The sequence below is a fragment of the Mycobacterium toneyamaense genome, assembly GCF_055384815.1.
This window is the reverse complement of sequence record NZ_AP040333.1, coordinates 3,218,245-3,240,566: the sequence shown is the minus strand read 5'-3', so window position 1 is coordinate 3,240,566 and position 22,322 is coordinate 3,218,245. Positions and strand designations below refer to the sequence as shown.

Annotated in this window: 19 protein-coding genes and 1 pseudogene; 8 read left to right on the top strand and 12 right to left on the bottom strand. The window is 62.7% G+C overall.

What is annotated here, in order from left to right:
- Positions 1–86 precede the first annotated feature (86 nt).
- The 7 genes from ACZ5IQ_RS15610 to ACZ5IQ_RS15580 form a co-directional block, all read right to left on the bottom strand.
- Positions 87–1,448, bottom strand: coding sequence for a restriction endonuclease subunit S (locus tag ACZ5IQ_RS15610; protein ID WP_061263702.1), 1,362 nt, complete (start codon positions 1,446–1,448; stop codon positions 87–89).
- Positions 1,445–2,878 carry a class I SAM-dependent DNA methyltransferase gene (locus ACZ5IQ_RS15605; RefSeq protein ID WP_061263701.1) on the bottom strand — a complete coding sequence of 478 codons (1,434 nt, stop codon included), beginning with the start codon at positions 2,876–2,878 and terminating at the stop codon, positions 1,445–1,447. The genes ACZ5IQ_RS15610 and ACZ5IQ_RS15605 overlap by 4 nt, the downstream gene beginning before the upstream one ends.
- Positions 2,875–5,469 (bottom strand): type I restriction endonuclease subunit R, encoded by a 2,595-nt coding sequence (locus ACZ5IQ_RS15600; protein ID WP_081104741.1) that lies wholly within the window; start codon positions 5,467–5,469, stop codon positions 2,875–2,877. The genes ACZ5IQ_RS15605 and ACZ5IQ_RS15600 overlap by 4 nt, the downstream gene beginning before the upstream one ends.
- A 76-nt stretch (positions 5,470–5,545) precedes the next feature.
- The gene (locus ACZ5IQ_RS15595) at positions 5,546–6,439 is read right to left on the bottom strand and encodes a hypothetical protein (RefSeq protein WP_061263697.1); all 894 of its coding nucleotides are present in this window, start codon (positions 6,437–6,439) and stop codon (positions 5,546–5,548) included.
- On the bottom strand, positions 6,436–7,473 hold the full coding sequence (locus ACZ5IQ_RS15590; protein ID WP_061263695.1) for an ATP-binding protein: 1,038 nt from the start codon (positions 7,471–7,473) through the stop codon (positions 6,436–6,438). Before ACZ5IQ_RS15590 ends, ACZ5IQ_RS15595 begins: the two co-directional genes overlap by 4 nt.
- Positions 7,474–7,475: 2 nt before the next feature.
- Complete coding sequence (locus tag ACZ5IQ_RS15585; protein ID WP_061263693.1) at positions 7,476–9,527, bottom strand: Mu transposase C-terminal domain-containing protein; 2,052 nt, start codon at positions 9,525–9,527, stop codon at positions 7,476–7,478.
- Entirely contained in the window at positions 9,524–10,282 is a 759-nt protein-coding gene (locus ACZ5IQ_RS15580; RefSeq protein ID WP_061263690.1) for a TnsA-like heteromeric transposase endonuclease subunit, read from the bottom strand. The genes ACZ5IQ_RS15585 and ACZ5IQ_RS15580 overlap by 4 nt, the downstream gene beginning before the upstream one ends.
- A gap of 1,271 nt (positions 10,283–11,553) precedes the next feature.
- Between ACZ5IQ_RS15580 and ACZ5IQ_RS15575 the strand changes: the two genes are divergently transcribed.
- Entirely contained in the window at positions 11,554–12,867 is a 1,314-nt protein-coding gene (locus ACZ5IQ_RS15575) for an IS256 family transposase (protein ID WP_052536990.1), read from the top strand.
- Between the two features lie 89 nt (positions 12,868–12,956).
- Here the strand turns inward: ACZ5IQ_RS15575 and ACZ5IQ_RS15570 are convergent.
- Positions 12,957–13,313: pseudogene (locus ACZ5IQ_RS15570) on the bottom strand (cadmium resistance transporter); the annotation flags it as partial.
- Here ACZ5IQ_RS15570 and ACZ5IQ_RS15565 point away from each other — a divergent pair.
- The gene (locus ACZ5IQ_RS15565) at positions 13,290–13,439 is read left to right on the top strand and encodes a hypothetical protein (protein WP_255207537.1); all 150 of its coding nucleotides are present in this window, start codon (positions 13,290–13,292) and stop codon (positions 13,437–13,439) included. The pseudogene ACZ5IQ_RS15570 and the gene ACZ5IQ_RS15565 overlap by 24 nt on opposite strands.
- A 126-nt stretch (positions 13,440–13,565) precedes the next feature.
- Here ACZ5IQ_RS15565 and ACZ5IQ_RS15560 read toward each other — a convergent pair whose 3' ends face one another.
- Positions 13,566–13,955 (bottom strand): heavy metal-responsive transcriptional regulator, encoded by a 390-nt coding sequence (locus ACZ5IQ_RS15560; RefSeq protein ID WP_005148625.1) that lies wholly within the window; start codon positions 13,953–13,955, stop codon positions 13,566–13,568.
- 56 nt (positions 13,956–14,011) lie between these two features.
- Here ACZ5IQ_RS15560 and merA (ACZ5IQ_RS15555) point away from each other — a divergent pair, with 56 nt between their 5' ends.
- From merA (ACZ5IQ_RS15555) to ACZ5IQ_RS15545, 3 genes are all read left to right on the top strand, one after another.
- Complete coding sequence (gene merA, locus ACZ5IQ_RS15555; RefSeq protein ID WP_005148655.1) at positions 14,012–15,415, top strand: mercury(II) reductase; 1,404 nt, start codon at positions 14,012–14,014, stop codon at positions 15,413–15,415.
- A 26-nt stretch (positions 15,416–15,441) separates the two neighbouring features.
- Entirely contained in the window at positions 15,442–15,786 is a 345-nt protein-coding gene (locus tag ACZ5IQ_RS15550) for a hypothetical protein (RefSeq protein WP_464480017.1), read from the top strand.
- 261 nt (positions 15,787–16,047) lie between these two features.
- Positions 16,048–16,479 carry a hypothetical protein gene (locus tag ACZ5IQ_RS15545; RefSeq protein ID WP_406803288.1) on the top strand — a complete coding sequence of 144 codons (432 nt, stop codon included), beginning with the start codon at positions 16,048–16,050 and terminating at the stop codon, positions 16,477–16,479.
- A 380-nt stretch (positions 16,480–16,859) separates the two neighbouring features.
- Here the strand turns inward: ACZ5IQ_RS15545 and ACZ5IQ_RS15540 are convergent, their stop codons facing one another.
- From ACZ5IQ_RS15540 to ACZ5IQ_RS15530, 3 genes are all read right to left on the bottom strand, one after another.
- Positions 16,860–17,864: an MCE family protein gene (locus ACZ5IQ_RS15540; RefSeq protein ID WP_464480016.1), complete on the bottom strand. Its 1,005-nt coding sequence runs from the start codon at positions 17,862–17,864 to the stop codon at positions 16,860–16,862.
- Positions 17,865–18,687: 823 nt separating this feature from the next.
- Positions 18,688–19,329, bottom strand: coding sequence for a cadmium resistance transporter (locus ACZ5IQ_RS15535; protein WP_079481877.1), 642 nt, complete (start codon positions 19,327–19,329; stop codon positions 18,688–18,690).
- A gap of 138 nt (positions 19,330–19,467) precedes the next feature.
- Positions 19,468–19,857, bottom strand: a complete 390-nt coding sequence (locus ACZ5IQ_RS15530) for a heavy metal-responsive transcriptional regulator (protein WP_005148625.1) — start codon at positions 19,855–19,857, stop codon at positions 19,468–19,470.
- A 56-nt stretch (positions 19,858–19,913) separates the two neighbouring features.
- On the opposite strand from ACZ5IQ_RS15530, the gene merA (ACZ5IQ_RS15525) reads away from it, so the two are divergent.
- From merA (ACZ5IQ_RS15525) to ACZ5IQ_RS15515, 3 genes are read left to right on the top strand one after another with little or no spacing between them, the layout of a single operon-like run.
- Entirely contained in the window at positions 19,914–21,317 is a 1,404-nt protein-coding gene (gene merA, locus ACZ5IQ_RS15525) for a mercury(II) reductase (protein ID WP_005148655.1), read from the top strand.
- Between the two features lie 26 nt (positions 21,318–21,343).
- The gene (gene merB, locus ACZ5IQ_RS15520; RefSeq protein ID WP_005148656.1) at positions 21,344–21,985 is read left to right on the top strand and encodes an organomercurial lyase MerB; all 642 of its coding nucleotides are present in this window, start codon (positions 21,344–21,346) and stop codon (positions 21,983–21,985) included.
- A gap of 32 nt (positions 21,986–22,017) precedes the next feature.
- A complete protein-coding gene (locus ACZ5IQ_RS15515) occupies positions 22,018–22,308 on the top strand; it encodes a hypothetical protein (protein WP_005148657.1) in 291 nt (96 codons plus the stop codon).
- Positions 22,309–22,322: the final 14 nt, after the last annotated feature.

Genomic DNA, 22,322 nt, shown 5'->3' with positions numbered 1-22,322 from the left:
CAAACTTCCCCCTCCTGCTTCGGACTCTTGCTGCCGACAACCCCAAGCGCCCGCGCGAGACGAGAGACGGACAGGGACAACGCAGCTCACGAATTATCTCCAGATCCAACTAGCTCGCCGCGGAAGGTTTTCGCGAGCAGAGCTTGCGAGCTGCGGTCGACGCTGCGAGAAGTTTCGTCTATTCGTGCCAGCAGCGCGTCTGCCATCGCCAGCATGTGTGACGCTCGTCGAACGATCTCCCGTTGTTCCTCAATCGGCGGCAGTGGCAGCGGCATACATCCAAGCTTGGTGCCGTTGATGTTCGACTGGCTCACGCCGTCGGTCTTGACGTGGCGGGCCCACATACGGCCCCAAGCCGAATTGAGCCAGTAGTTTACGAAGTCTGGGTCAGCCACGTCGTCGGCGAAGCGTACTCGGATGAGGTAGGAAGCAAAGGTCATCGCGACCGGCTCGTGGAACACCGCCGCCTTACCGACGAGCTCGGGGCTGTTGGTGCGGTTGAACAACAGGTCGCCGTCCCGGAGGACAAGACGTTCGATCTCACGGTCACTGGGGCAGTACTTGAGGTCATCGAACTCAAGCCGGCCGCGCTGGATGTTGCCCATGCGCAGGACGGGCACTCCTAGGGCATCGTTGTCGGCCTTCTTCGACGTGCCATACTCGAGCACCGTCGACGCTGCGCCGACGGTGCTGACGATGTAGGTGTCTGGCATTTCCGGGAGCTCAAGGTCGAGCGGTGTCATTTCGCGAGTCCGACGCGTCTTGCCCGACGTCTTCTCTGGCGCAGTCGATTCGGCCTCTGGGTGTTCCTCGCGCCAATCTGCGGTGAGGCGGCCAGAGCAAGCGGCGGCGAGGACGGATTGACGGAACCGCTCAACCGCGCGTCGAGCAGTGGCTAAATGAGATGACGCGCTCGCGCTGTGACCCGTGGCCGCATCGAGAAGCGCAGCGAGCTGCGACTGGTACTTCTTGTCGGATGGAATCATCACTTCGAATGACTTGAGGAAATCTGCGGGCACGCGGAGCTGGCCAACCGTGCCGGTGAAGTGGTTGGCCGCTTCGTCGCGAAACGACTGCTGGCGGACGAAGTGCCATATCAGGCGTGGATCGGTGCCTTGCTTTGGACGTATGACGTGAAACTCGGTTGAACCGAACCCCAATCCGGTTGGGATCGTCGGCACAACTGCGGCCTTTCCATTCTCCATACAGGGCGTGATCTTGGCGAACAACACATCGCCAGACGTAAAGCTCCGGTAAGACTTGCGGCCGACGATCCCGACGGTGGACTTCTGCGGGGTCGCAACTGTGCCCGAGACTTCGTTTACAGCTGCCATGGGCACGAACAGAACTTCGGTCGAGTCATCGACGTTGTGAAGCTTGGGCTTGGGGGGATTGATGTCGCACAGCTCGTCAAGTCGAGAGGTGTGCCATCCGGGACGGTCACTCATGACTCACCGCCGTTGACGTTACCTTCCAGCAGCTTCTGGATGTCGGCAAGGTCGTCTAGCGCGAGCTGGAGTTCCTCCATCGCAGTGGTGATGAGTTCCTCCGGGTCTGAGAGCTCGTCAGGGTCGTCGAGTTCTTCATCGCGGATCCACTTGAACGCATCAAGTTTGTAGTGGCGTTCCTTTACTTCGTCGATAGTGAAGCAACGCCACCGCCCATCCGTGGCTTGCTTCTCAGATCGCTTGCTCAACCCATTCGGGTCATCGCCGTAGCACTCCTCGAACTCGGCGAAATGCTTCGGACTGAGTGGCCGGCTCTTCTTAGTAATCTTGGGCACGTTAGAGCGGGCGTCGTAGATCCAGGTACGTTCGGTCGTCCGGCCTTTGGTAAAGAAGAGGACGTTGGTCTTAGTGCCTTCTGTATAGGGGCTGAATGTGCCACGCGGGCAACGCAACACGGTGTGTACGTCACAGTCTTCCATGAGGACCTCGAACACCTCTCCCGCTTGATTGGCGAAGAGCACATTGTCGGGAACAACCACCGCCGCACGGCCGCCGATCTTGAGCGTGGTCAAGATGTGCTGTAGGAAGTTCAACTGCTTGTTGCTGGTCTGGACAGTGAAGTCCTCGCGGTCGGGTGCTTGCGCGGCACCCTTGGTGCCGAATGGCGGGTTCATCAGTATCACGTCATAACGCTGGCTGCCGGGCGTCTCATAGATCGAATCGCCAAGCGTGATGTGTGGCTCGACCTGATGCAGGTAGAGATTCATCAACGCTAACCGGCGCGGGCGCTGCACAAGTTCGTTGCCGTAGTAGGTGTGGGCACGGATGCGCTTGGCCGTTTCACGGTCGAGCGCACCGCCTTTGGTCTCAGCCTTCAGCCACTCATAGGCCGCGATTAGGAATCCGCCAGTACCGACCGCCGGATCGCAGATGGTGAAGCCCTTGCTCACGCGGGGATCGGGTTTGATGCAGCGCACCATCGACTGGATGAGGATGCGAGGCGTGAAGTACTGACCGGCGCCCTTCTTGCCTTCGCTGGCAGCCTTTTCCAGCAGTCCCTCGAACGCTGCCGCCTTAATGTCGGTGTCGATGGCGGTCCACTCGGTCTCGTCGATCAGGCCGATGAGCTTTTGCAAGTTGACTGGATTGGTGAAGCGATTTTGCGATCCCGAGTAGATGTCGCCGAGGATTCCTCGCTCCTTGCCGAGCGTGCGTAGCGCCTCGACGTACGCACCGAGCAGGTCGCTGCCGGACTGCTTTCGGAGATACGGCCAGTCGGCGTGCTCGGGAACTTCGACACCGCGCTCGTCAGCCATCTTGAGAAACAACAGATATGTCAGCTGCTCGATATAGTCACCGTAATCGATACCGTCATGACGAAGGACGTGGCAGAAGCCCCAAAGTTTGTTTACGACATCACCAGTTGTCATGCGGCGACAAGCTCCTTGTTGAGTTCTTTGATCAGTTCATCGAGCTGCCCGTCGAACACTCGGTTGGCTCGTCCCCAGCCGCCCCGATCAAACAGGATTGGGATGACGTCGAAATCTTCCCGCTCGATACTGAGGTTTTGCACCAAGTGCTGGCGGATGTACTCCAGCCACTTCTCCTGGGCGTCAGTCAGCTTACGGTCAGCGGCGACCTTGGCTAGTGCAGCGTTGACTCGTTCCTCGGCCGTGAGTAACGGTGCCTCTTCGATGGCTGCCCGTTTTACCATCGAGATGATGTCGACCAGCGCTTTATGATGAGTCGCTTTGAACGCGCGCTGCAGGTTGTCGTCCGTGAAGTGTTCGGGCGCCTGGCTCAAAACGTCTCGCAGTTCGCGTAGCGCCTCCGGACTCCAGTCATTTGGTCGACCGAGCAGAATCTGTACGGCCTCGATCTCGCGCTCATGCTCCTCGACGAAGCGGACGAACAACTGTAGATAATCCTCGGGCTTGTATTCCTTGCCGATCCCGGCCTTGATCAGGATTTCGGACTCGACAGTGTCAATCACGTCCGAGGCGACGACGAAGTGCGTTCTCGCACGCGGATACTCGACACACAGAGTGAGGAAGTCAGGGTCACGGATGATCTTCATAGTGCCTACAAAGTCGCTGCGCAGCTTGGCGGGCAGAACCTCGGCGAAGTGCCCCATATCCCCATCGGGGATGAAGCGGGCGAACAGCTCACGTGCCTCGCCGCTCATGTTCTTGTCGATGCGCTGAAGCCGCTTGACGAGGCGTTTTGTGTTGTAGTCGCGGTCGCGGTTCTGCCAGATGTCCTCGACGATCTGCGCGATCGCCTTGCTGTCGCCCTCTGGCGGTTCGATGGTCATGCCAGTGGTCGAGCGGAAGTATTCGAGTAGCGTGCCGTCAAAGCAGTCGAATACTGTGAAGTGTGTCTTGGCCGGCACCAAGTCTGGTGAGCGCCGGGTGCCGCGTCCGAGCATCTGCTCGAACAGGATGCGGGACTTGACTGGTCGCAGGAAGACCAGGAACTCAAGGTCGGGGATGTCGACACCGGTTGTCAGAAGATCAACGGTAACAACGATTTTGGGGTTGGGGCGGTTGCGGAACTCACGGATCTTCTGCAGCGGTCGATCTACTCGACCGGTGATCTTGCCGGCGAACGACTCACCCTGGCCAAATACATCCTTGGCAAGCTCCACCAATTGATCGGCGTGCGATACGTGGGGGAGGTCGTTGGCGGCAAAGATGAGAGTCTTGGGGAAGCGGCCGGTTTCGGCCTCATGGGCGTCGGCATACTTCTTCACCTCGGCGAGCACCTTGCGATTGCTGTCGGGTGCGGTAATCTCGCGCTCCACCTTTGAGGCGTCGTAGGCACGCTCGTCCTCGAGCAGGTCCAGTTGTCGGGCGCCGGAGTCGGGATCCACCTGATCGACCTGTTCACCCTTGCGTAAGAACACGCCGTTCATGCGGACATCGCTGCGCACCCGCACAACATCGTAGTCCACGAGGTGGCGTTCGCGTACCGCTCGCTCGTAATCGTAGCGATAGACAAGGTTTTCGAAGTAGGCCATTGTGTGGGCAGCTGGTGTTGCTGTTAGCCCGACTTTGATCGCGTCAAACCAATCGAGTGTGTCCCTCCACACCGACAGCTCCTTGGCGGAGTAGCCGCGGTGGCATTCGTCGGCCACGATCAGATCGAACGCGTGGATCGGGATGTCGAGCTTCTTTGCGTCCACATCGCCGCCATCGCCCTCCCCGAAGCGAATCCCAGCGTCACGACCAAACAGGTTGATACTCATCCGCTGTATGGTGCTGACGTAGACGAACGCGTCACCCAACTTTGGGTTCGTCAGCAACGAGTTCGGCATCACGTTCGGGTCAAACTTCTCGTCCTTATCGAAATCGGACTGCTGGAAGCGCTGCGAATAGACCGGGTAGAGCTTGTCGAACTTGAGACCTGGCTCGGCCTCGAAGCTGGCGAAGGCGCGCACCGTCTGTGCGGCCAGTGCGCGGCGGTCGACGAGGAACAGGACGCGACGAGCGACGCCGGACTTCATGAGCCGATAGATCTCGTTGACGGTCATTAGCGTCTTGCCGGTGCCGGTCGCCATCGTCACGAGCATCTTGCGCTTGCCGTCGGCAACGGTCTGCTCGATCGCTGTGTTGGCCTCCACTTGATACGTCCGCAAGTATGAATTCAGCGGAATTGTGCGTAGTTTGGCGAACTCTGCGTCACTGTCACGTTCGAGTAGCTCCCGCAGCGCATTAGGGGTATGGAACGTTGCAACCTTGCGGGAGCGGTTCTGGGGGAGACGAACGTCGTGGAACCACGTCTCTTCACCATTTGTGGCATATAAGAACGGGACACCGTATTCGCCCCGCCAGGCGATGTCGACTCTAATCGCACGGGAGTACCGCTCAGCTTGGGGGAGGATTCCCTGGGCTCCGGTGGACTGCTTCTTGGCTTCTACGACGGCTCTTACCGAATTCTCGTCGCAAAGCGCGTAGTCCGCTGGGCCAGCCGTTGTCGGCCATTCTTCGACAGCCTTTTGCGATGGAATCGCTTTCGGCATGGCCGGGTCAAACGGAGTGACCGCCCAACCGGCGGCCTTAAGCCGGGGGTCAATGCGCGTCTGTCGAGTCGCCTGTTCAAGCTCCATATCCGCCTCGCCCCTGTGCCTCACGGGACCGGCCCGACGCTGCGGAATCGTCCCGCGGTTCCTGAATAAACCGCAGAATGTTGTAGTACGTGTCGCGCATCGGTACTCCATAGATGCGGGCATCTCGTCGGCGGGCGGTCAGGTGCGTGATGGCCGTCCACACCCGGTTGGTCGCTCGCCACGGGTCTGCATCGTCCCGAGCGGGGATGATCTTCTCTACTGCCCGCGTGACGAGTGAACTGCGCCTAGCTGAATCGGTGTCAGGATCAGTTGCTGCGCAAAGAAATGCGGGTAAACACAGCAGCCGAGCGATCTTAACTTGCTCGGGATACGTCAGTGAATCGACAGCGTCGATGCCGAATTCAATTCTGCGGCGGTCGATCTCGCTAGCTCCAATGATCGCTGGACTTGCGCATTCTCGGCCAATCAGCATGGGCAGGGAATCGTGCAGGACATCGCGAGCAGCAAGGTGCCGCCGAAAGTGCCGTTCCGCAGCGAGAGCGGGGAAGTAGCCATGCAGATCTATCTGCGGAGAGCCGAGCCATCGCCTGTGCCGTATACATACCATCCCGATGCCGGTAAGTTTCCCTCGGGCAGGCTCACCTCTGGTGCAACGGAGGCACAGAACCCGCTCGGTCACTTCCTGATCTAGGACGTATTCAGGCGCGGTGAACCGCTCGGCCGACGTGCCTGCAAGTTCCAGCCACGCCTGGACGCGAGCGGGGTCGCGCCGATTCTTGGATTTCACGATGCCACGCTCGCGCAATGCGCGGTCGACATCGGAAGGCATGCAGAAGTTCCGGGCGGCGTGCCGCTGGATGTAAGAGTCCAGGGTCTCGCCGTGATACAGGCGCGTGCGAACTGGGAGGGGAGTGATTCTCATTCGGCCCTCTTCAATGGCATTGGGGTCGCCCTCTCGTCGGCCACCGTGCGCGCAGCAGCCTCCTCAGCCGCGAAATCGGTAGGTGTCATATCGAGCAGCTTCCTACTGATCAGCTCCTCGCCGCTGATAATCGCGGCGATTGCTGCGTCGTTCAGCAAGGCCCGAAGTGACCCGATGGAACCTCCCGTGCGGTCATAGAGATAGGTCGCCTCAGTTTCGAGGGTTCCGGCGGCATGCCGTCCAAGCGGTAACAGTGCCTCGACACCGAGGACAAGTTCCGTCCACTTTTCCCGCTGTGCTTTCGTGCCGAACTCGTACTTCCGCATCTGGTGGACTGCCATCCGGCCTTTCAGTTGGCGGCCCATGTGCCCGGCGAACAAATCGGCCTGAAGCAGGTCGATGCCGGCATAGATGAACGTCGCGTCGAGTCTCTCCGAGAACACCTTCAACGCCGACGCGGCCTCGCTGCCAGCCTGATGATTGGTCTTGAGGTTGTGCACCTCGTCGACGAGGACCAACGACACCGACAGGCTCCGCATCAACCCCGCAATCTGCTCGGTCAGGTCTTGCGCGGTCGACTTATTCGGGACCAGCAGGCCGAGGAAGTTGGCAAATGCCAGCATCATCATCTTCGGGGTGGTCCCGGGTGGGACTACCGTGTAGACCACCGGGGCGAAGCCGTCGTCGTACCGATTCAACTTGGTACGCATCATTCGTTCATGCCGGCGCCCGATCAGGAGTGCGGCAGTTGACTTCCCGCGGCCGGCGGACCCGGAGATCGCCAGACCGCGCCGCGCGGTGGCCGACTCGGCGGAGTTTCTGGCCATCAATACCCGTGTTTGGTGCGTCAAGGCCTCGGTATCGGGCGTTTCCAGCACGACGTCTGCGCCAAGCCAGGCGAAACGTTGGTGGTCGTAGTCCTCTTTCTCGGCAGGGGACAGGGCGCAGATCTGCTCCATCGTGAGGTGCTCGGGCTCGACATTGCGACGATTGACGAACTCTCGCCATGCAGCCAGCGAATCAGGTACGGCCACGGCTACTCCTCGTCCTCGTCGTCAATGCGGCGGGCAGCTCGATACCGCGGGGTGGCGTTGGCTGCGCTGATCGCGGAGACAGTAGCTAGGGATTCTTCCGTGGCGTCTGCAGCAGCTTGCTCGACCGTGGGGGACAGTGGTGGCACGACGGGTTTGTTCACACTGTCCCGCTTAGCAGCCCGTTGTTCTTTGACAGTTCGGGCGCCACCGGTTTGGATGCGGCTGATCTCCGCGAGGACATCCACGCCGCCGGGGCTCTCGCCGCGCTTCTGCACTGCCTTGCGCGCAGCCCGCAGAACGTCGAGGGAGAACGGCGCCAGGGACTGTTTTGCGAGGCTCCACTCGGCCTCGATCCATTCGCCGCGGAAATGGTCATGGACGTAGATCGACTGCAGTCGATACGGGTCGTATCGAACTTCCCATCCACCGTTGGCCGGCAGCGGTAAACCGCTCTTGACGCCGCGGTAGGGATGCAGCGCGGGGTCGTCATAGTGCAGGCTTTCGAAGTTGATGCCGTAGCCCTGGATCGACCGATAGGTCACCGGAAGCAGCCCGATGTAGTCATCGCGATCCAGGGCGACGTTGACTGTTGGCGCGACCGACGCCAATGCCGCGTAAGCCTCGTTCGGTGTGAGATCCTTTTTCGGCATCGCCGGATGCCGAAGACCGGCGTGTGGTTTGTTCTGCCAGACCGCGACGATCCAAAGGTCGAGAAGATTCTGCAGCTCGGCGAGTGTCCACATCGCTTCAGCGTCGGGAGCCTTGCCGCGCTTGACGACGTTCGGTCCGACGTAGCCCGCGAGGTACTGGGTGAAGCCGCTGTTGATAGCGGCGAAGACTCGTTCGACATGGGGCTTGTCGGTGGGTGTGCGGGGAGCGGCCTTGGTAACGCTGATCTGCAGGCGTTCGCAAGCGTTGAGAAACGTCGATCCGACGTACACCTTGCCTCGGTCGACCGTGATCGACTCGGGAACGATGACGGGCTTGGCGGCCACGCTAGCCCGGATCTCGTCGTCACCTTCGATCATGCCGGGAGGAAGGATTGAACGCGAGAAACTCACCGATCGGCTCCAGCCGGGTTGCATCGGCAGAGGAGTTAGTGCTCGTGCGAGAAGCACTGCCGCATCAACGCTTTTGGTTGCCACAGGTCTCAGGATCGCGGAACAGAGTGTCCGAGTGGCCACGTCGAGCATCAATGTCAGGTCCACGCGCCCAGTGGAACCGTCTGGGTAGATGACCATCAGGTCCATCGGTGTGCTGTCCACTTCGGTCAGTTCACCTGGCCGCGACGGAGCTTGCCGACCCCACGTTCGGTCTGGGCGGTTCGCTTGCGTGCGCCGGGTTGTCGCATTTCCGAATGGATGTCGAGACTTTTCAAGGTTCTCCACCGCGCGGTACAAGGTGGACCGTGAGGGGAGCGGCAAGCCCAACTGGGAGGCTTCCAGGCTCACCTGTTTGATGACGCGGGAGCGCGTTCCTGTCGAGACGTTTGTCTGCCCCTTCACCGCGTCTTCGATAAGGGAAACCACCGCCGGGTCGATCCGTCCGGTGGGTGAAGACTGCCGCTGCGCCCGTCCGTCGACCAAGCCAGCAACACCGTCCTCACGGTATGCCTTGATGTACCGTTCCAGACTCCGATGCCCCACAGGGGTTTTCGCCGCTGCAAGCTCGGAGACTTTTGCGGCAATGCGATCCTTTAGCGGAAGTCGCGAATCGTACTCACAGCGGATTGGTGTGGGTGAGTCCTCGTCTAGTCCGTCGATGTCCACGGGCGGCCTGCCGGTCAGAACTTCAACGACGTGGCGGCGGAGGAACAATACGCGATCGCGGCCAGCAGGATCCAATGTCTCCAACACAGCGGCCGAATCAAGTCGAGGTAGGCGGTCGGGGACGTCGGGAAGGAAGCTTTCGTCACCGAGAAGCTCCGCCACGCCGATCTTGCGGATGCGTCCTGAAATGAGTTCTTTCAGCGCCAGTTCTGGTCCATCTTGGGCTACGACTTGCCATGTCTGGCCGTCGTAGCTCAGCATGTCGAAAAGCCGAACCGTCTTCATGCCCACACCTCGCTGGACATCGATAGCGGTCGAGTCATGTCTGTCGCCAGCTTTTTGCGCCATATCAGGTGCAGCACATGCGCAGTGGTGAGTTCGATGCTTTGACCCGTGCGCGAGCTGGCTTCATCGAGACCGAGCCGTAGAGGCACAGGTGCCGCGAAACAATGCTCGATAGACTCGGCGATCTCTGTCGACGGTGGAGCGCTGCGGTCGTGACGATATCCGGCAAGCCAGCGCAGGTTGTGGGCTAGCTCGGGAGGTAAGCCGGTGAAGACCTCATAGTCCCAGCCGATTTCGTCGCAGATTCGGCGTGTCAGGGCGGACTGCTCGGCGTGCTTCTCGGCTCCTTTTGACGAGCGTACGTCGACCAAGCGACCGTCGCCGTTGGCGAGTCGAACGAAGAAGTCTGGTACGTGGTCGCGGTTGCCTCGCGTGTCCCGGGGCCAGAGCAGTGCGAGGGGCTGTGCTGCGATGGCGACGATGTCGGATGCGTTGTCGGCCGCCAGGAGATACTCACGTTCGAGGAGCGACTCGAAGTCGACGTGACGGCGATTCGTGCTCGACCAGTACAGTCCTTCGTAGTTTCGCTTGCCCGGCCAGGAGAAGAAGTCGCGGATCGGGGTCGTGCGCTCGAGCTGCACTGACCCGACGTCGGGTGACACCTGCAAGTTCTGAACGGAGCCGTCCACGCACGCCAATAATCGCGTCACGTCGGTGACGTTCCGTGGCAGGGAACGCAGGCGTGGAGTTGCCATCCCGACCCCCTCCGGTCATCGCAGCTGAGACTACGACCGGGGTACGACATTAACCGCCAGATTCACTGAGATACAGGCAACACTCCGAGAACCGCCAGTTCAAATGCGAAACCCGCCAGATATATCGAGACAGGACAAGGGCCGGGGCGGGTGCAGCATCGGACCGCGACAAACTACTATTCGAGTAACTGACATAATGTCGATTATCGGCGTTTGGCTTTCGCCTGGTACGCGAGGGTGGACCAAGACCGTCGATCTCTTCGCCTGATCGGCGGAGTCGCTCACGGACCATCACATGCTTAACCATCACCCGGAACACTCATGGCGCGTATCCGCGCGCTGCAAGCCGCACAAGCGTCGCGGCGCCGGCGGCCGTTCCTCCAAGGACCGGTTGTCACGCGTCGACACCCCGGGTACGTCCGGAGATACTAGCGCCACCCACTCGGCTGCGACGACTCTGATCGAGCCACCCTGTGCGACAATAACGATACGTCACAGTGACGTTTCACCAGCGGCTCGCCGGATGCTTGAATGTTGTTACCCGCAAAGGTTTTTCAAAGGCATAGCCCATGTCGATGCATCGTCACATTGGTGCGCCGGATGTCCGTTCTCATTGAATCTGGGGCACATTTACTAGTCTGACCTGCATTGCCCCAGATTGGATGAGAATTTCGATCGCGACGTTTCTCATTGAATCTGGGGCTACCCTGCTTCCGCGCCCGGCTGCGAGCGCAGCAGGGTAGCCGGAATGGTCTCCTGTCGATTCCGTTGGCTCGGGTACGTCTTCGGTATAACTACTGTGATCGTGTCTCTCGTGACACACGATCATGATTCTGTGGTGCGCTCGCTCGTGTTGGTAGTTCGGGTGCCGGCTGCGGCCTTTGAGCACCTTGGCCACCGCCCGTTTTAGATTGTCATAGCGGATACGGGCCGGGACATCACCAAAGTGGTTGAACGCCAACACATGCCGATGCAGGAGCGCCTCCTGGCCCTGAGTGGTGAAGTTGCTCCGAGCTAGAGGGCGAACGCTCCGCCTTTGATGAGGATGAGGGCCCCGATTGTGATCAGTGCAACGGGCAGAACGATGTGGCCCCAGCGTGAGAGTGCTTTGGCGATGATCGGGTGGGAGGCGAAATAGAGCAATGATCAGAACCTGTGGATGAGCCTCGGCGAGGCGGCGTAGGAAAGGGCGCACCTTCCCGAGGATGATCTGAATGTCGAAGGTCTGATCAAGAGCCGGCGTTGGCGCGCTGGTTCGGGAAGGTACGCCCATGCTCACGGTAGTTCACGATGCGGATTCATCCAACGAGGATGCTGGCTCGTCGCGGTCGTTGCTCGATGAGATTGTCCGCGACGGTGCCCGCCAGATGCTGGCCGCAGCGTTGCGGGCTGAGGTCGCCGCCTACATCGAGGCTCATGCCGGTGAGCTTGATGAGAACGGGCACCGGCTGGTGGTGCGCAATGGCTATCACCGCGAGCGCGAGGTGCTCACCGCGGCGGGCGCGGTGAGTGTGACCGCGCCGCGGGTCAATGACAAACGTGTTGACCCGGACACTGGTGAGCGGCAACGGTTTTCCTCGGCGATCCTGCCGGCGTGGGTGCGCAAGTCGCCGCAGATGACCGAGGTGTTGCCGTTGCTGTATCTGCATGGCTTGTCGACCAGTGATTTCGGTCCGGCGTTGGAGCAGTTCCTGGGCTCGGGTGCCGGCTTGTCGGCCACGACGATCACCCGACTCACCACGCAGTGGCAGGACGAGGCCAAGGCCTTCGAGGCCCGTGATCTGTCGGGCACCGACTACGTCTACCTGTGGGTCGACGGCATCCATCTCAAGGTGCGCCTGGAGCAGGAGAAGCTCTGTTTGCTGGTGATGATCGGTGTGCGCGCTGACGGCCGCAAGGAGCTGGTCGCGCTCACCGACGGGTACCGGGAGTCGGCCGAGTCGTGGGCTGATCTGTTGCGGTCGTGCCGACGTCGCGGGATGACCGCACCGGTGCTGGCCGTCGGCGATGGGGCCCTGGGGTTCTGGAAGGCCGTGCGTGAGGTGTTCCCGGCCACCGGCGAGCAGCGGTGCTGGTTTCACAAGCAGGCCAATGTTCTTGCCTGCCTGCCAAAGTCGGCTCATCCGGGGGCGATCGCGGCGATGCGGGAGATCTACAACGCCGAGGATATCGACCACGCGCAGGTGGCGATCAAGGCGTTCGAGGTGGACTACGGCGCCAAGTACCCCAAGGCGGTCGCCAAGATCGTCGATGACGCCGATGTGCTGCTGGAGTTCTATAAGTACCCGGCCGAGCACTGGGTCCATCTGCGCACTACCAACCCGATCGAATCAACGTTTGCCACGGTACGTTTGAGGACCAAGGTGACCAAGGGGCCGGGTTCACGCGTCGCCGGAATGGCCATGGCTTACAAGCTGATCGACGCCGCGCAAGCCCGCTGGCGAGCCGTCAACGCACCGCACCTGGTCGCTCTGGTCCGGGCCGGCGCGATCTTCCACAAAGGCAAACTGCTCGAGCGACCCACCGACATCACCCCGTCGGCGGACTCGGCACCGACCGAATCAACTGGAACGGAGGTCGCCTGAAACAAGCCGATCCACAGGTATTGACAATTCCTCGCGAAATATCGGCCGGCCGCGCACCAGATGGCCACACCGATGAGGAACACGATGATGTAAACACCGATGGTGGCGATCGTTGAGACGGCGAAGATCGGAACGTACACGCCGATGTTGTCGCCGCCGTTGGCGAAGGTGATGACTGCGACCTGCCAGGTGCCAGGCGTCAACAGTGTTGCGGGATCATCGGTCGGCGCCGGTTGGGTGCGGCGATCCCGCCAGGCCAGCCATGCCGCCCGCAGCCCCAACACGATGGGCAGCAGCCCGAAGTACGGCAGTGCGGCTGGAGGAAGCAGCGTGGCACCCAGGAGTGCGCCGCCGACCGAAACTGCCAAGATGGCGGTGAAGCCGAGGTACTGACCGGCGGTCACTCGGATGGCTGCGCCACGATGACCGGGCGCCTGGCCGAACATCACCGCGAGGACCACGATGTCGTCGATATTGGTGATGGCGAAGGTGGCGATCGCCTGAACGAGTGTGGCTGGGCTCAGCACGGCCAATGCGACCAGCTTCGAGTGAAATCCCACCGCATCGGGTGAGCCTACTGCTCAGCAGGCCCCGCGCTCCCGCGCACCAACGACCTCCAGTGGGGCGGAAATTCATGACGACTGCCGGGGTCAACGGACTTGACGAAATACATGCCTCCGGTGCCACGGAGGTGGCTCCTAGAGGTATCGACATACGTCATCGGCGCTGCATGATTCCGGGTCGACGCTTTCGGCGCCCTGCCGCAGCCGGGCGATGGTCTCGCGCAGTGCCACCAGTGCGCTGATCTGCTCGTCGAGGTCGGTCAGTCGGATGTCGAGCAGGTCGCGCACGTGCGTGCACGGCGCGTGGCCGCTGTCACGGATGTCGAGGATCTGCCGAATCTGGGCGAGGCTGAACCCGGCGGCCTGTCCCCGTCGGATGAAGCCGACCCGGGCGATCGTGTCGGCGGCATAGTCGCGATACCCCGCCGGGGAACGTTCGGCGGGCGGGAGCAGGCCTTCGTCTTCGTAGTAGCGCAGCGTCGCGGTGGTGGCCCCGGTCGCCTCGGCGAGCTTCCCGATTCTCACGATGTCTCCTCAGAACACTTGACCTTCAAGCCTACTTGAAGGTCAAGGATGGGTGCATGAGTCAGGGATTGGACCTCGCGGTCATCGGTTCCGGCGGCGCGGCGATGGCCGCGGCGATCCGCGCTACCGCGCTCGGCAAGTCCGTCGTCATGATCGAGCGCGGCATCTTCGGTGGCACGTGTGTCAACACCGGCTGCGTGCCGTCAAAGGCCCTGATCGCAGCGGCCGAGGCCCGGCATACCGCAGCCGACACTGCCCGGTTCCCGGGGATCGCCACCACGGCCGGCCCGGTGGACATGGCGGCCCTGATCGCCGGCACGCACGATCTGGTGGAGTCGCTGCGCTCAGAGAAGTACCTCAACGTGGCCGAATCGTATGGCTGGCAGCGCATTCAGGGCCAAGCGCGGTTCGCCGGAACCCCGGACGCGCCCGTCATCGAGGTCGGCGATGCCACCATCGAGGCCGAGCACTACCTGATCGCCACCGGCGCGAACCCAGTCATCCCGCCCGCATTCGAGGGCGTCGCCTACCTGACCTCGACCACCGCGATGGAAGTCACCGAGGTCCCGGAGTCGCTGCTGGTGATCGGCGGCGGCTACGTCGCGTTGGAGCAGGCGCAACTGTTCGCCCGGCTCGGGTCAACGGTGACGGTGCTGGTCCGCTCCACGCTGGCATCGAAGGAAGAGCCGGAAGTCGGCATGGCGCTGCTGGAGGTGTTCGCCGACGACGGCATCCGGGTGGTGCGCCGCGCCACGGTGAGCGAGGTCGAGCAGGCCGACGATCAGGTCACGGTCACCGCGACCATCACCGGCGGAACGCAGCAGTTCCGTGCCGCGAAAGTCCTCGTCGCCACCGGCCGCCGTCCGAACACCGACGGCCTGAATCTCGAAGCGGTGCAGGTCAAAACCGGCGAGAACAACGAGGTCGTGGTGAGCGACGGGCTGCAGTCGTCGAACCCACGGATCTGGGCGGCCGGCGACGTGACCGGGCACCGCGAGTTCGTCTACGTCGCCGCCCATCACGGCGCGATGGTCGCCGACAACATCTTCACCGACGCCGGCCGCAGGGTCGACTACCGCCATCTGCCCCGCGTGACGTTCACCAGCCCCGCGGTCGGTGCGGCCGGGACGACCGAGGCCGAGCTCCTCGCCGCCGGGACACGGTGCGACTGCCGGGTGCTGCCGCTAAAACATGTGCCGCGTGCGGTGGTCAACCGAGACACCCGCGGTTTCATCAAACTCGTCGCCGACGCCGGCACCGGCCGCATCCACGGCATCACCGCCGTCGCCAAGGATGCTGGCGAGATCGCCGCCGCCGCGGTCTACATCCTCGACGCCGCGATGACCGTCGACCAGGTCGCCGGGTCCTGGGCCCCGTATCTGACCATGGCCGAAGGCATCAAAATCGCCGCCCAGTCCTTCAGCGCCGATATGTCCCGACTGTCCTGCTGCGCATCCTGACGCATGGCTCACTCGAAAGGTTCCTGATGCCCAATTTCCTTGACCGCCTGACCATTCCGGAAGAGTCCGGGCTCGACCCGACGATGCTGGTGCCGTTGCTGCGGCTGCTCGCCGCCGGCGAGCCGGTCACCGTGGAGGCGCTCGCCGCGGCCGTCGGCCTCCCGGTTGACGAGGTGACCCGGCGTCTGGCCGCGGTACCCGACACCGAATACGACGAGCAGGGCCGCATCGTCGGCCAGGGCCTGACCCTGCGCCCGACCCGCCACCGATTCACCGTGGCCGGCCAAGAGCTCTACACCTGCGGAAGCCTGCCGCGGAGTGTCATCGAGAGCGAAGCCGTCGGACCGCCGAAACGAGCCGCCTGTCTATGAGTTTGCTTAACGTTGCATTCACCGGCCGTACATCGTCCATATACTCTCAATTAACGTCAAGACTGCCGGGAACCCATAGTCTCAATCAGACGCGTCGAACAAGCCTGTCGGGCAAGACATTTCCAGCGAGACTTGCCGATCCAAACGCTCAGCGGGCCGGCAGTGCGCGCAAATGCGGCCAGATGAAATATTTCGATTTCCGTTAATTTTAGGGAAACGGTAGATAGACTGCCGTTGAATTACACTACGGGGAGGATCGGTATGGTGAAGCGCCGTTTGGTAACGACGATCGTGGCTGCGAGCGTTGTCTTGGCAGGTGGCGCAGCCGCTACGGCTTGGGCGGGGGGTCCACCTGGTTTCGTCCAGGATCTGGACGACGTCTCGGTGGCGGTCGGCACAGGCGAATTCGAAGGCGCACTGGTTGGTTTCACCGCAACCGGCGACACCAACGATGAGGCTTCGGCGGCAGTCATCGCGGCATGCACCGCAGCTGGTGGAGTTGAGTGCACCAGCGATGAGGTGACCAATGATCGCCTCTGCATCGTGTCTGTGGGCGACGGTGTCACCCATGTCGTCAGTGGCGGCGCCGGCGTGACTGTCGAGGCGGCTCGTGACGATGCCTTCAACCGCGCCGCGGCCGCGGGTACGCCTCTCGGGGCGGACTCCACCACTGTCGTATCGGCATGCCCCTGATGAGCGCGCGCATGTCAGCGCGTACCGCGCACATCCATGTTGGTAATGCGACCGAGGGGAATGGACACATGCCGGGTCGACGCAAGGCAGCGTTGTTGATGGTGAGTTTGGCTGCAGCGGCAGGTATTTCAGCCCCCGTCGCCAATGCTCGCCCGACGTGCCAAGACACCTTTGCAAAAACCATCTGCTCGACGAACGGCAGCACGTCGATCAAGGCCCGGCCGGGTACTGTCGCGCCGCCCGCCAACCAACCCATGATGCCGTGGTTCGGTATGCCAGGCAGGCGTCGCTGACGGCGAACGGTGACCCGCCCGCTTCGGGCGGGTCACCTCGCGGCTCGGATCGTAGCTGCCACAATGAAACTCAGTGCACATCAGCCGTCACGGGTTGATGGTGTGCTCCCCTAGCTGACGACCCCAGACGTAGTCGACGACGACCGGCGAGTTGAGTCCGAAGTGGTTGTAGGGTGCGATGGACGCACCGGTGTCCATGACCAGATACGGCATCGGAAGAATGTCTTTGGTCACCTGCCAGCAGCCCGGCCGGCCCATCGGACCGCCCGAGGCGTTGATCCGCGGCAGATTGTCCGGGTACACATAGGGATTCGCGGCCCCAACCAATGTGCCTGGACCCTCCAGTGAGTAGCCGTTGCCACCGATCGCCTTCGCCAACGCCGGCCCTGCTCTTACGACGCCCCTGAGCGTGCAGTCGAATTCGGGACTGTATTCGTTCAACAGCTCCGCCGTGGGCCGCAGATCCTGTGCACCACGGACGAGGTACGGACCACCGCGTTCGAAGTTGTCGGCGACGGTATCGGCGTATCCAACCGAGGCCAGCAAGGCCCGGTCCAGATTCTCGCGCTCGCTGTTGATGGTGCGCTCGGCGGCAACCGCACTCTTCAGACCATTCCACAGGTCAGGTGAGGCATTCGCGTACGTCTCCGCCAGGTCGGCGATGGCCACGGTGTCGTGTCGGAACGAGGGCGTCCGGGCGATCAAGTCGGCCAGAATGTCGTTGCCCTCGACCAAGGATTGCCCGAACTCGTCGCCGAGTCCGTCGAGTGCCTGCGCTGCGGCGGTCAGCGTGGCGTTCACTTTGATGGGGTCGATCTGTTCCGAGATGGCGGTGATGGTCTCGAACAAAGTGTTGAATTCGGTTGTGACTCCGATGGCGTCGATCTGTTCGCCGGCCCGTAGTCGCTGTGGCGACGGATCCAGCGGTGACGCGAAGGCGACGTACTTGTTGCCGAACGCCGTCGTGGCAAGCGGGATCTGGATGGCCTGCGCAGGTACTTGCCCGAACCGCCGTGAACTCCGTTGTGTGACAACAAGTTCGGTGTCCGGACTCTTTTGCTCATCGGTATCAGGCCGGTAGGCGAGAGCCACACGACCATGGGGTGATTCAGCGGGTGTACGTCCATGCTTTAATTGACATAATTAGATATTATCGGCGTTTTGGTATTGATTGGTGACGACGGCTCGGCCCGGACTCAGCGGATCACGTGCCATCTCATCGGTCGGCTTCTGGTGGTCCCGACGCCGTCTGGGCGTGCGCACTTCACGGGGCGCCGGCAGGAACCCCGACGAGACACGACTCCACGTCTGGCCACAAAACTGGCCCGGAGCGTCGGTGCCTCGATTACGCGCCGGGCGGGCCGTCGTACCGCCAACACGGCAGCCCCGACCACGCTCGCGGACCGGCCGCTCCACTGGACCAATTTGTCACAGTGACGTTTTAACCATGCCTCGCACGGTGCGCGAATATCGCTGCAGCGCGCAACTTTTCGATCTGGAGTTGTCCGTTCTCATTGAATCTGGGGCACATTTACTAGTCTGACCTGCATTGCCCCAGATTGGATGAGAATTTCGATCGCGACGTTTCTCATTGAATCTGGGGCTACCCTGCTTCCGCGCCCGGCTGCGAGCGCAGCAGGGTAGCCGGAATGGTCTCCTGTCGATTCCGTTGGCTCGGGTACGTCTTCGGTATAACTACTGTGATCGTGTCTCTCGTGACACACGATCATGATTCTGTGGTGCGCTCGCTCGTGTTGGTAGTTCGGGTGCCGGCTGCGGCCTTTGAGCACCTTGGCCACCGCCCGTTTTAGATTGTCATAGCGGATACGGGCCGGGACATCACCAAAGTGGTTGAACGCCAACACATGCCGATGCAGGAGCGCCTCCTGGCCCTGAGTGGTGAAGTTGCTCCGAGCTAGAGGGCGAACGCTCCGCCTTTGATGAGGATGAGGGCCCCGATTGTGATCAGTGCAACGGGCAGAACGATGTGGCCCCAGCGTGAGAGTGCTTTGGCGATGATCGGGTGGGAGGCGAAATATCGGCCGGCCGCGCACCAGATGGCCACACCGATGAGGAACACGATGATGTAAACACCGATGGTGGCGATCGTTGAGACGGCGAAGATCGGAACGTACACGCCGATGTTGTCGCCGCCGTTGGCGAAGGTGATGACTGCGACCTGCCAGGTGCCAGGCGTCAACAGTGTTGCGGGATCATCGGTCGGCGCCGGTTGGGTGCGGCGATCCCGCCAGGCCAGCCATGCCGCCCGCAGCCCCAACACGATGGGCAGCAGCCCGAAGTACGGCAGTGCGGCTGGAGGAAGCAGCGTGGCACCCAGGAGTGCGCCGCCGACCGAAACTGCCAAGATGGCGGTGAAGCCGAGGTACTGACCGGCGGTCACTCGGATGGCTGCGCCACGATGACCGGGCGCCTGGCCGAACATCACCGCGAGGACCACGATGTCGTCGATATTGGTGATGGCGAAGGTGGCGATCGCCTGAACGAGTGTGGCTGGGCTCAGCACGGCCAATGCGACCAGCTTCGAGTGAAATCCCACCGCATCGGGTGAGCCTACTGCTCAGCAGGCCCCGCGCTCCCGCGCACCAACGACCTCCAGTGGGGCGGAAATTCATGACGACTGCCGGGGTCAACGGACTTGACGAAATACATGCCTCCGGTGCCACGGAGGTGGCTCCTAGAGGTATCGACATACGTCATCGGCGCTGCATGATTCCGGGTCGACGCTTTCGGCGCCCTGCCGCAGCCGGGCGATGGTCTCGCGCAGTGCCACCAGTGCGCTGATCTGCTCGTCGAGGTCGGTCAGTCGGATGTCGAGCAGGTCGCGCACGTGCGTGCACGGCGCGTGGCCGCTGTCACGGATGTCGAGGATCTGCCGAATCTGGGCGAGGCTGAACCCGGCGGCCTGTCCCCGTCGGATGAAGCCGACCCGGGCGATCGTGTCGGCGGCATAGTCGCGATACCCCGCCGGGGAACGTTCGGCGGGCGGGAGCAGGCCTTCGTCTTCGTAGTAGCGCAGCGTCGCGGTGGTGGCCCCGGTCGCCTCGGCGAGCTTCCCGATTCTCACGATGTCTCCTCAGAACACTTGACCTTCAAGCCTACTTGAAGGTCAAGGATGGGTGCATGAGTCAGGGATTGGACCTCGCGGTCATCGGTTCCGGCGGCGCGGCGATGGCCGCGGCGATCCGCGCTACCGCGCTCGGCAAGTCCGTCGTCATGATCGAGCGCGGCATCTTCGGTGGCACGTGTGTCAACACCGGCTGCGTGCCGTCAAAGGCCCTGATCGCAGCGGCCGAGGCCCGGCATACCGCAGCCGACACTGCCCGGTTCCCGGGGATCGCCACCACGGCCGGCCCGGTGGACATGGCGGCCCTGATCGCCGGCACGCACGATCTGGTGGAGTCGCTGCGCTCAGAGAAGTACCTCAACGTGGCCGAATCGTATGGCTGGCAGCGCATTCAGGGCCAAGCGCGGTTCGCCGGAACCCCGGACGCGCCCGTCATCGAGGTCGGCGATGCCACCATCGAGGCCGAGCACTACCTGATCGCCACCGGCGCGAACCCAGTCATCCCGCCCGCATTCGAGGGCGTCGCCTACCTGACCTCGACCACCGCGATGGAAGTCACCGAGGTCCCGGAGTCGCTGCTGGTGATCGGCGGCGGCTACGTCGCGTTGGAGCAGGCGCAACTGTTCGCCCGGCTCGGGTCAACGGTGACGGTGCTGGTCCGCTCCACGCTGGCATCGAAGGAAGAGCCGGAAGTCGGCATGGCGCTGCTGGAGGTGTTCGCCGACGACGGCATCCGGGTGGTGCGCCGCGCCACGGTGAGCGAGGTCGAGCAGGCCGACGATCAGGTCACGGTCACCGCGACCATCACCGGCGGAACGCAGCAGTTCCGTGCCGCGAAAGTCCTCGTCGCCACCGGCCGCCGTCCGAACACCGACGGCCTGAATCTCGAAGCGGTGCAGGTCAAAACCGGCGAGAACAACGAGGTCGTGGTGAGCGACGGGCTGCAGTCGTCGAACCCACGGATCTGGGCGGCCGGCGACGTGACCGGGCACCGCGAGTTCGTCTACGTCGCCGCCCATCACGGCGCGATGGTCGCCGACAACATCTTCACCGACGCCGGCCGCAGGGTCGACTACCGCCATCTGCCCCGCGTGACGTTCACCAGCCCCGCGGTCGGTGCGGCCGGGACGACCGAGGCCGAGCTCCTCGCCGCCGGGACACGGTGCGACTGCCGGGTGCTGCCGCTAAAACATGTGCCGCGTGCGGTGGTCAACCGAGACACCCGCGGTTTCATCAAACTCGTCGCCGACGCCGGCACCGGCCGCATCCACGGCATCACCGCCGTCGCCAAGGATGCTGGCGAGATCGCCGCCGCCGCGGTCTACATCCTCGACGCCGCGATGACCGTCGACCAGGTCGCCGGGTCCTGGGCCCCGTATCTGACCATGGCCGAAGGCATCAAAATCGCCGCCCAGTCCTTCAGCGCCGATATGTCCCGACTGTCCTGCTGCGCATCCTGACGCATGGCTCACTCGAAAGGTTCCTGATGCCCAATTTCCTTGACCGCCTGACCATTCCGGAAGAGTCCGGGCTCGACCCGACGATGCTGGTGCCGTTGCTGCGGCTGCTCGCCGCCGGCGAGCCGGTCACCGTGGAGGCGCTCGCCGCGGCCGTCGGCCTCCCGGTTGACGAGGTGACCCGGCGTCTGGCCGCGGTACCCGACACCGAATACGACGAGCAGGGCCGCATCGTCGGCCAGGGCCTGACCCTGCGCCCGACCCGCCACCGATTCACCGTGGCCGGCCAAGAGCTCTACACCTGGTGCGCCCTGGACACCCTCATCTTTCCCACCATCCTGGACCGGCCCGCCAGCATCGAATCCGAATCACCCGTCAGCGGGCACCCGATCAGGGTCTCGGTCGGCGAAAACGGTGTCACCAGCGTGCAGCCCGAGACCGCGGTGGTCTCGCTGGTCAACCCCGACGACCTCACCTCGATCCGGTCCTCATTCTGCAACCAGGTGCACTACTTCACCTGCGCGCAGGACGCCGCGCCGTGGCTCGCCGAGCACCCCGAAGGTCAGATCGTCAGCGTCGCTGAGGCCCACCAACTCGGCGCAGCCCTGACCACACAAATCCTTACCCAGCTCCATACCCCGCCAACTGCCCACCCCGGCTGCTGCAGCTGACCAGCCGCACCCAACCTGATGAGGAGAAATCAATGAATCAACGTCCACGAAGAAATCCCGTGCTGCTGGGTGCGGCAGCGGTGCTGGTGACGGCCCTGTGTTGCGCCGCGCCAGTCCTGATCGCCGGCGGCGCGCTCGCCGCCGTGTGTGGACTGCTCGAGAATCCATGGGTCATCGGGGCAGCCGTCGCGCTGCTGCTGGCGGCTGTGGTCGCCTTCGCCCGCCGCGGTCAACGCGGCGATCACTGCTGTCCCGCCGACAGCCATTCACCCGCGACGCACACGCTCGACGACCTGACGAAAGGAAGCATCGACAATGTCTGAAACGCGTTCGTTTA

Excerpts from the sequence above, each read along its gene's own strand:
- ACZ5IQ_RS15610 (WP_061263702.1), bottom strand. The coding sequence starts at position 1,448 with ATGAGTGACCGTCCCGGATGGCACACCTCTCGACTTGACGAGCTGTGC.
- ACZ5IQ_RS15605 (WP_061263701.1), bottom strand. The coding sequence starts at position 2,878 with ATGACAACTGGTGATGTCGTAAACAAACTTTGGGGCTTCTGCCACGTC.
- ACZ5IQ_RS15600 (WP_081104741.1), bottom strand. The coding sequence starts at position 5,469 with ATGCCGAAAGCGATTCCATCGCAAAAGGCTGTCGAAGAATGGCCGACA.
- ACZ5IQ_RS15595 (WP_061263697.1), bottom strand. The coding sequence starts at position 6,439 with ATGAGAATCACTCCCCTCCCAGTTCGCACGCGCCTGTATCACGGCGAG.
- ACZ5IQ_RS15585 (WP_061263693.1), bottom strand. The coding sequence starts at position 9,527 with ATGAAGACGGTTCGGCTTTTCGACATGCTGAGCTACGACGGCCAGACA.
- ACZ5IQ_RS15580 (WP_061263690.1), bottom strand. The coding sequence starts at position 10,282 with ATGGCAACTCCACGCCTGCGTTCCCTGCCACGGAACGTCACCGACGTG.
- ACZ5IQ_RS15575 (WP_052536990.1), top strand. The coding sequence starts at position 11,554 with ATGCTCACGGTAGTTCACGATGCGGATTCATCCAACGAGGATGCTGGC.
- ACZ5IQ_RS15565 (WP_255207537.1), top strand. The coding sequence starts at position 13,290 with ATGACCGGGCGCCTGGCCGAACATCACCGCGAGGACCACGATGTCGTC.
- merA (WP_005148655.1), top strand. The coding sequence starts at position 14,012 with ATGAGTCAGGGATTGGACCTCGCGGTCATCGGTTCCGGCGGCGCGGCG.
- ACZ5IQ_RS15550 (WP_464480017.1), top strand. The coding sequence starts at position 15,442 with ATGCCCAATTTCCTTGACCGCCTGACCATTCCGGAAGAGTCCGGGCTC.
- ACZ5IQ_RS15545 (WP_406803288.1), top strand. The coding sequence starts at position 16,048 with ATGGTGAAGCGCCGTTTGGTAACGACGATCGTGGCTGCGAGCGTTGTC.
- merA (WP_005148655.1), top strand. The coding sequence starts at position 19,914 with ATGAGTCAGGGATTGGACCTCGCGGTCATCGGTTCCGGCGGCGCGGCG.
- merB (WP_005148656.1), top strand. The coding sequence starts at position 21,344 with ATGCCCAATTTCCTTGACCGCCTGACCATTCCGGAAGAGTCCGGGCTC.
- ACZ5IQ_RS15515 (WP_005148657.1), top strand. The coding sequence starts at position 22,018 with ATGAATCAACGTCCACGAAGAAATCCCGTGCTGCTGGGTGCGGCAGCG.